We start from the raw sequence: 7034 nt of genomic DNA on the forward strand, positions 1-7034 counted from the left end.
GCGCCCGTGGCGCCGTCAGCGCGGCGGCGACGGCAGGCGGGGGACGTCGGTGGGGGAGAGGTCGGGGCGGGGACGGTGCCAGCGTGCGGGGTGGCGCCACCGGCCGGAGGCGTCACGGGCGACGTCGACGCCGACTTCTACCACCAGATCGGGTTCCACCAGCGTGACGTCCAGCTGCTCCCGGCTGCCCCACCCGGCGGAGAAGGACCATCCCGTCCACGGGTGCCCGCTTCGCCCGGCTGCGAGCAGGTCGGCGAGTGCAGCGCTCGCCTTGCGGGCGAGGGTGGTGCGGCCGACGTACTGCAGGCGGCCTTCGTCGTCGAACCGGCCGAGCAGCAATGTCCGCGGGGCGGCCAGGGATCCGGTGACCGCGCTGGCTTTGTTGGTGGGTTTGAAGTACGTCTGATGCTCAGCGACAGGAACGCTCGGTTCCACGGGAGAGTGATGTCGCTGAGTTTCGAGAACACCTCGTTGCTTGCTTCGGGACCATGGTTGTGCTCTGCACGACGAGGGGGCCCAGGTGTTGCCGAAGTCCAAGGTCGATCTGTACGCGGCGATCCGCCGTGACGCCAAGGGCGGCATGTCGTTGCGGGCGCTCATGCGGCAGTACGGCGTCGGCTACGAGACGGTGCAGAAGGCCCTGATCTCGGCGTTGCCGGAACCGCGGAAGAAGATGGAGCCGCGGGAGACACGGCTGGACCCCTACAAGCCGGTGATCGACGGCATCCTCACAGCCGATCTGACCGCGCCGAGGAAGCAGCGGCATACCGTCACGCGAATCTTTGACCGACTGCTGGACGAGCACGGCGCCTGCGGGCAACTGCGCGAGGGCCGCCGCCCGGATCTCGGGGAACGAGCCGGTCATGTCCGTGCCCTGCCTCGAGCGCAGCAGCAGCCGCCCGTCTGCATACACGGCGAGCTGGGCGCGGTATCCGTCCCACTTCGGCTCCGCTGCCCATCGGGCAGGCACGTCAGGTCTGTCCACGGCAACGGTCAGCATTGGCCCGGGCAGGCTCCAGGTCACCGTCGATGCCTTCCACCGGCGACTGGCCGCCGTTTGGGTGCCTTCTGCCGTGGTTCGACCGGGCGAAGGGACTCGCCAAGACAGCGGCTGCAGACACTGACATCATGAGCGAGAGCAGCGAGAAGGTTCATCACCCCGGTGAGATCGTCCCGCAGTCAGGGATCTACGAATGCGACTGCGGCCAGGGGCATGGGTACAGCACTGACGTGAAGGGGCACCGGTTCCCGCCACTGCACGAGGCCTGCAGCGGCAGCGGCTGGAAGTTGAAAGCCGCCACCGCCCATCCCGGGCCCTGAGCGACCGGGCCGTTCCAGGCGCATGGTGCCGGGCGGCGTGGTGGGGAGGACCGCAAGCCGGGCACGGGACGCAGGCTGTCGGGGGGCCGGCCCGTGTCTAAGCCGATGATGCCGCGATCCGTGTCCGGCCGGCAGCGAGAGCAGGCGCTGGTGCCGTCGGCGAGGAGACGGAACGGCGGACTTCGTCCCACTCGACGGGCCGGCGTCGTTTGCCCGCCATGTAGCAGCTTCCCCGGTGGACCTGCGTTGGCGGCCGGCCGACACCAATTCCGAGTTCGACGACCCACTCGGGCGGCTTGGGCTTCGTCCGTCGGCCGTGGTCCTGCTCGGCCTGTCGCTTGAGAAGCAGTTCGATCTTGCGGTCGATGCGGGCCAGCCACATCGCATGCCACACCCGCAGGATGCGCAGCCGCTCCAGGTCCGGCGGCAGACTATCGAACAGGCTATCGATTGTAGATCCAAGATCGCGTCCGTCGCACTCGCGTGTTCGATTTCTCGTTCGATAACGTGGAAGACGGGGGGTGACCACGGTGAACAACGAGACGACGCAGGCCACGCAGCCGACAGTCATGTGCGCTGCCCGGACCGCCTGCCGGAGGAGCTCTACCGGCAGTGCTCGAGCTGCTGGTCGACCTCTCCCCGGTCGTTCAGGCTCTGCCCCCTTCCTGCGCGCTGATGGAACTCAAAGGGGCCCTGCGCTACCACGGCACCGACGCCGCCCACCTGGGCGAGATGCTCAGGGTCAGGTCCATCTCCCGCCTGGGCGTCGACGTCCGCGTCGGCATCGGCCCCGCCATCACGGTCGCCGCGACCGCCTCCGGTCAGCTCCCCGGCCCGGGAGGCGTCCTCGCCATCCCCCCGACCAGCTCGCCGACTGGCTCGGGCCGCTCCCCGTGGAGGCCCTGCACGGCATCGGGCCGCGCCAGACTGCTGTCCTTCGGGACTACGGCATCCACTGCGTCGGGCTGCTCGCTGGCGTCTCACCCGCCACCGTGCAGCGCCTGCTCGGCAAGAAGGCCGGCCGTCTCGCCACCGACCGCGCCCGGGGCATCGACCCGCGTCCCGTCGTCCCACGCGCACTGCCGGCCTCCTTCACCATGCGGCACCGCTTCGGCCGCGACACCCTGGACGGAGCCGCTGTCCGAGCCGCCCTGCTCGACCTCGTCGTCCAGCTCGCCCTCACGCTGCGCCGTCGCGGCCAGGCCGCCCAGGCACTCACCCTGACTCTGCGGTTCGCCGGTGGCACCACCTGGGAGAAGACTCGCCCCTGAAGGAGGCCTCCGCGCACGACGAAGATCTGCGCAGCCTCGCCTACCTGCTGATGGATGCCGCCGGCCTGCAACGCACCCGGCTGACCGGCATATCCCTCAGGGGTGAGGACCTCATCGACGCCGACCAGGTCGCCCAGCAGATCAGCCTGGATCAGGCACGCGAATCCCGGCTCGTGGCCGAAGAAGCCATGGACCGAATCCGTGCCAAGTTCGGCCCCGGCGCGGTCGGCCCCGCCGCCACCGCCCCTTTCCACCGCGCGTCATGACGCGACACCGTCGTCCGGCGGTGTCCTGCGGCGATGTCGGCGCCGGATGCGCGCAGCGTCGAACCGTTACGCCGGTAGTACCGCGGGAGTGAGGACCGGCTTGGCCAAGAGCCCAGGTCGCCCCCTCCGAGCATTAATCGCGAAGATCCGAGTAGTCCGATTCGGCGTACCGGGGGCGGTGCTAGCAGTAATGTGAAATGACCGAGGGAATGGCACGTCCGGGGGTGGGCATGGACCAGATAGCGGTGGAACTGCTGACAAGACTCGCCACGGGGGCTGCGGGTGAGATCGGTAATCGGATCTGGGCCGGTCTGTCGGCCTTGGTTCGGCGTCCGTTCCGTCGCGGTGATGGTGGGTCAACCCCCGAGCTGAGCTCCGGTGAGTCAGAGTTGATGGCCCTGGAACGTGAGCCTGGAACACCCGAGCGGGCACAGCACCTGAGCACCGCGCTGGCGGTGCGCTCCGCGCTGGACGCGGACTTCCGCAGTGCCCTCCAGCAGTGGCACGAGCAGGCGAAGGTGCGGCTCACGCAGGCCGGTACCGACGCGACGGGCAACCAGATCTCCGGCGGCACCTTCAACGCCCCGGTCCAGCAGGGCCGGGACTTCTCGAACGTCTCCTTCAACCCCTCGCCTCCACCGCCCGCCAGTCCGTCGACGGACTGACCGGACGCGGGAGCCGAAAGGTTGGACATCGATGGAGCGATGGCGACGCCTGCTCCGGGCGTGGCACGGGCGCCCGGCGGGGCCCACCGTCAACAGGATCAGTGGGGGTGAGTTCCACGCTCCGGTGATCCAGGCCGAGATGGCGAAGGTGACCTTCCGTAATCTTCGCCCCGGACCACGTGAATGGGCGCTGGAACTCGCCGCGCAGGTGTTCCGGTTGGAGGGCGCCGAGTGCCGCCGCCTGCTTGGGCATGCCGACAAGCGGTTGAACCTGGGGTACACCCGCGTCGCCCAACCCGGCCGGGAGGCGAGCAATGCGGGACCGACCGGTCGGCAGACGGCCGACGCGGAGGGTGTCGCGGACATCGTCCGTTACTACCGTCGACTCGACCCGGGTCGACTGGTCATCACCGGTGCCGCCGGAGCGGGCAAGACGGTCCTCGCGATGGAGCTCATGATCGCGCTGCTCGAACGGCGCGAGGCGGATGACCCCGTACCGGTACGCATCCCTCTCGCCGACTGGCCGTCCGGAGTGGGACTCACCGACTTCGTGAAGGACGTGCTGCACAAGACGTACCGCTGGTCCGAACGTAGGGCGCGGCGCCTTGTTGAAAGCGGCTGGGTGCTACCCGTACTCGACGGTCTGGACGAGATGGACCCGCCCCGAGCGAACGGCAAGCCCGATCCGGCCGCACTCCGCGCCCGGGCGGCCCTGCGCGCGATCAACGCCTACCACCGGGGTCTGCGGCCCGGCCCGGTCATCCTCACCTGCCGTGACGACGCCTACAATGTGCTTGCCGCGGGCCGGGGCTCCGCGGAGTCCAGCCGACTGCTCGACGCCGCGCAGGTCTAGGTGGACAGAGTTCAGCGCGCCACCGCCCTCGCCTACCTCACCGAGCGCGCCGCCGACCAGGCGCGCTGGCGCAAGCTGCTCGCCTACCTAGAACAGCAGCCCGACTCACCGATCGCCGGTCTCCTCTCCACCCCTTGGCGGCTGTGCCTGGTGGCGACCGTCTACAACACCGACGGCCACCCCGACGAGCTCACCAGGTTCCGCAGGGCCGACAGGCTCGACCGACACCTGCTCTCCCTGTACATCCCCGCCCTGCTGAGGCCGGACCCCGCCCGGCCGGGCAGCGAGCCACCGCGCTACGCCGCGCATGACGTGCACCGCTGGCTTCACCGACTCGCCCGACATCTGCAGACCGGGGGTGACGACGGTGAAGCCCGCACGGTGCTGATCCTGCACGAACTCTGGCGGATGCTGCCAAGAAAGTCACGGCTCCTGCAGAACATCATGATCGTGGGAGGCTGGATGGCCGTAGACGCCGCCGTCGGCCTCCTGCCGCTGCACCGTCCGGCAACGGCAGAGATCACGGAGAAGATCCTGGGCTTCGGAGTGCTTGGTCTGCTGGCTGCCTCCACCCGTTTCCGGCGGCAACCACGAAGCCTGGGAGTCGGCGCCATGATGTGGTCTCAGCCGCTGTGGACTGTCCTGCACCTGACGGCGCTGGGCGGTCTCACCCTCTTCATGCAAGTCCACGACTGGCACTACGGACTGTCCTCCACCGCCCTCCTCCCGCTGTTCGTACTCGTGGTGGGCACCTACGTCCCTCCTTCGCACCCCGCCCGTTCCCCACGCAGCGTGCTGCGCGACGATCTGGTGGCAGGGGTGGTCACCGGCATGCTGCTCGGCGCTGTCTCACCTTTCGGGCAGCGCCACGACACCCATGATCTCGTCATGCTCGCCGTGGCTGAGGGTGCGCTCATCACCGTGAGTTTCACCGGCGGCCTGGCACAACTGCACCTGGCCTTCGTCGTGACGGCCTGCCGGGTACTTCCCTTCCGCCTCGGCACCTTCCTGGACTGGGCCACCGATCTCGGCCTCCTGCGCTTGGCCGGCCCCGCCTACCAATTCCGCCATCGCGAACTCCAGGACTGGCTGGCCACCAACCCGCTGCCCCCGGGCACGGGTTGATCCCTACGATTCGGTGGTCGCGTGCGTCCGAGTGCGGCTTCGGTGAGGGGTCCCGCCGAGAGCGGTGGGCTTCGGGGCCTGGTACCCGCTCCGGTGCGGTCGGGGGTGCGGTTCATGTACGGCTCGTGTGCGGTGCGGGGGAGGGTCGGGGTACGTGCCGGGGGTGCGGCGGCATGTGAGGGCGCCGCCGGCAGGACGAAGCGCGGCGGCCAGTGGGTGGACGGGCAGAGCGGCCGGGCGGGTCCGTACCGTGGTCCCGTCAGGCCGGGCACCTGGACCGTGGTCCCGTCGTAGGGCTGCCGTGCTGCGTCGCTCTATCTACCGTCGTTCGGCCTTTGCCGCCTCCGGTACTGCCTCGTGCTGCTGTCGGCGGGACCATGGTCCGGCACGGCGGCGAGGCGGCACGGCCGTCGGCACCATGGGGGGCCGGTGAGCGGCTGGACGGGCTGCGATCCATGGTGACGTGCTCCTTGAAGGCCGAGTGTCGGCGCCTGCTAGGAAGCCTATGGAACACAGAGTGAGGGGCTCGGCTTGCGACGCGCTCACGACCGTCGGCACCGCCCGGATGCTCGCATTTCGCTCGACGGCAAGGTCGTGTGGTCAACGGTCAATTCCGAACCCAGTCCACAGCGCACACTCCGCCGGACTACCCCTCCCCGTCACCTCCCTGCATCTGCTGTGGATCGCCAGCGGCTCGATACTGCTGCTGATGAGCTTCCTGTTCGGCGGCTTCGGCGCACGGACGACCTGGATCCTGTGGGGCGCCGCCACCGTCGTCATGGTCTGGTCGGGCACCCCTGGGCCCGCCCGCCAGGTGGCAGCCGGCCTTGCCACGGTCGCATGGGGACTGGCATCGATCCCGGCGATGCGCGGCCTGAACCTGCGAGCGAGTACGTCGCAAAGTGTGTTCGTCTCGAAGGACTCCTAGGCAGTTTCGTTTGGATCATCGGGCGGACTAGAGGAAGATGCCCGCCATGTGGAGTCCGGCCAGGTAGATGGTGGCGGTCTTCTCGTAGCGGGTGGCGATGCCACGCCACTGCTTCAGGCGGTTGATGCACCGCTCGACGGTGTTGCGCTGCTTGTAGGTCTCGCGGTCGAATGCTGGTGGCCTGCCGCCTCGGCTGCCCCGACGGAGCCGGTGGCTGCGCTGGTCTGCGGGGACGGGGATCACGGCCCGGATGCCGCGCTTGCGCAGGTGCTCGCGGATCGCGCGCGAGGAGTACGCCTTGTCGGCCAGGACCACATCCGGCCTGGTGCGAGGTCGGCCTCGCGGACGGGGGACGCGTAGGCGGGCCATGACCTCGGTGAAGGCAGGTGCATCACCGGCCTGGCCTGCGGTGAGTACGAACGCCAGGGGCCGGCAGCGGGCATCGGCGGCGAGGTGGATCTTTGTGGTCAGTCCACCGCGGGAGCGGCCGATGGCGTGGTCGCCGGGTTCATCTGCCGGGGCCCCTTTTTGCGGGCCCCGGCCGCGTGCTGATGGGCCCGCACGATCGTGGAGTCCACCGAGACGGCCCAGTTGAGGTCCTCTTCC

Annotated in this window: 7 protein-coding genes and 4 pseudogenes; 7 read left to right on the forward strand and 4 right to left on the reverse strand. The window is 69.4% G+C overall.

Translation table 11 applies throughout. The features are described from left to right. Positions 1-15: 15 nt before the first annotated feature. Complete coding sequence (locus tag GT030_RS35990) at positions 16-435, reverse strand: hypothetical protein (RefSeq protein ID WP_237523007.1); 420 nt, start codon at positions 433-435, stop codon at positions 16-18. Positions 436-523: 88 nt separating this feature from the next. Between GT030_RS35990 and GT030_RS36980 the strand changes: the two are divergent. Beyond that, positions 524-808: pseudogene (locus GT030_RS36980) on the forward strand (IS21 family transposase); the annotation flags it as partial. Positions 809-871: 63 nt separating this feature from the next. On the opposite strand, the pseudogene GT030_RS37485 reads toward GT030_RS36980, so the two are convergent. After that, positions 872-1000: pseudogene (locus GT030_RS37485) on the reverse strand (ATP-dependent DNA ligase); the annotation flags it as partial. 128 nt (positions 1001-1128) lie between these two features. Between GT030_RS37485 and GT030_RS33715 the strand changes: the two are divergent. Next, complete coding sequence (locus GT030_RS33715; protein WP_161204315.1) at positions 1129-1320, forward strand: hypothetical protein; 192 nt, start codon at positions 1129-1131, stop codon at positions 1318-1320. Between the two features lie 97 nt (positions 1321-1417). Here GT030_RS33715 and GT030_RS37490 read toward each other — a convergent pair whose 3' ends face one another. Then, positions 1418-1876 carry a DUF6233 domain-containing protein gene (locus tag GT030_RS37490; RefSeq protein ID WP_346009804.1) on the reverse strand — a complete coding sequence of 153 codons (459 nt, stop codon included), beginning with the start codon at positions 1874-1876 and terminating at the stop codon, positions 1418-1420. 15 nt (positions 1877-1891) lie between these two features. Here GT030_RS37490 and GT030_RS33720 point away from each other — a divergent pair. From GT030_RS33720 to GT030_RS33740, 5 genes and pseudogenes are all read left to right on the forward strand, one after another. Then, positions 1892-2857 (forward strand): annotated as a pseudogene (locus GT030_RS33720) (hypothetical protein). Between the two features lie 392 nt (positions 2858-3249). Then, positions 3250-3522 carry a hypothetical protein gene (locus GT030_RS37495; RefSeq protein ID WP_346009805.1) on the forward strand — a complete coding sequence of 91 codons (273 nt, stop codon included), beginning with the start codon at positions 3250-3252 and terminating at the stop codon, positions 3520-3522. A 31-nt stretch (positions 3523-3553) separates the two neighbouring features. Beyond that, a complete protein-coding gene (locus GT030_RS33730) occupies positions 3554-4375 on the forward strand; it encodes an NACHT domain-containing protein (RefSeq protein ID WP_161204316.1) in 822 nt (273 codons plus the stop codon). Continuing rightward, complete coding sequence (locus GT030_RS33735) at positions 4376-5500, forward strand: hypothetical protein (protein WP_161204317.1); 1125 nt, start codon at positions 4376-4378, stop codon at positions 5498-5500. A gap of 709 nt (positions 5501-6209) precedes the next feature. Then, positions 6210-6428: a hypothetical protein gene (locus GT030_RS33740; protein WP_161204318.1), complete on the forward strand. Its 219-nt coding sequence runs from the start codon at positions 6210-6212 to the stop codon at positions 6426-6428. Positions 6429-6455: 27 nt separating this feature from the next. On the opposite strand, the pseudogene GT030_RS33745 reads toward GT030_RS33740, so the two are convergent. Continuing rightward, positions 6456-7034 (reverse strand): annotated as a pseudogene (locus GT030_RS33745) (IS5 family transposase); the annotation flags it as partial.

Origin of the sequence: Streptomyces sp. SID1328 (assembly GCF_009865595.1) — a bacterium.
GTDB classification, from domain to species: Bacteria; Actinomycetota; Actinomycetes; order Streptomycetales; family Streptomycetaceae; genus Streptomyces; species Streptomyces griseoluteus.

Coding starts and splice junctions, on each gene's coding strand:
- GT030_RS37495 (WP_346009805.1), top strand. CDS start 3,250: ATGGCCCTGGAACGTGAGCCTGGAACACCCGAGCGGGCACAGCACCTG.
- GT030_RS33740 (WP_161204318.1), top strand. CDS start 6,210: ATGAGCTTCCTGTTCGGCGGCTTCGGCGCACGGACGACCTGGATCCTG.
- GT030_RS33715 (WP_161204315.1), top strand. CDS start 1,129: ATGAGCGAGAGCAGCGAGAAGGTTCATCACCCCGGTGAGATCGTCCCG.
- GT030_RS33730 (WP_161204316.1), top strand. CDS start 3,554: ATGGAGCGATGGCGACGCCTGCTCCGGGCGTGGCACGGGCGCCCGGCG.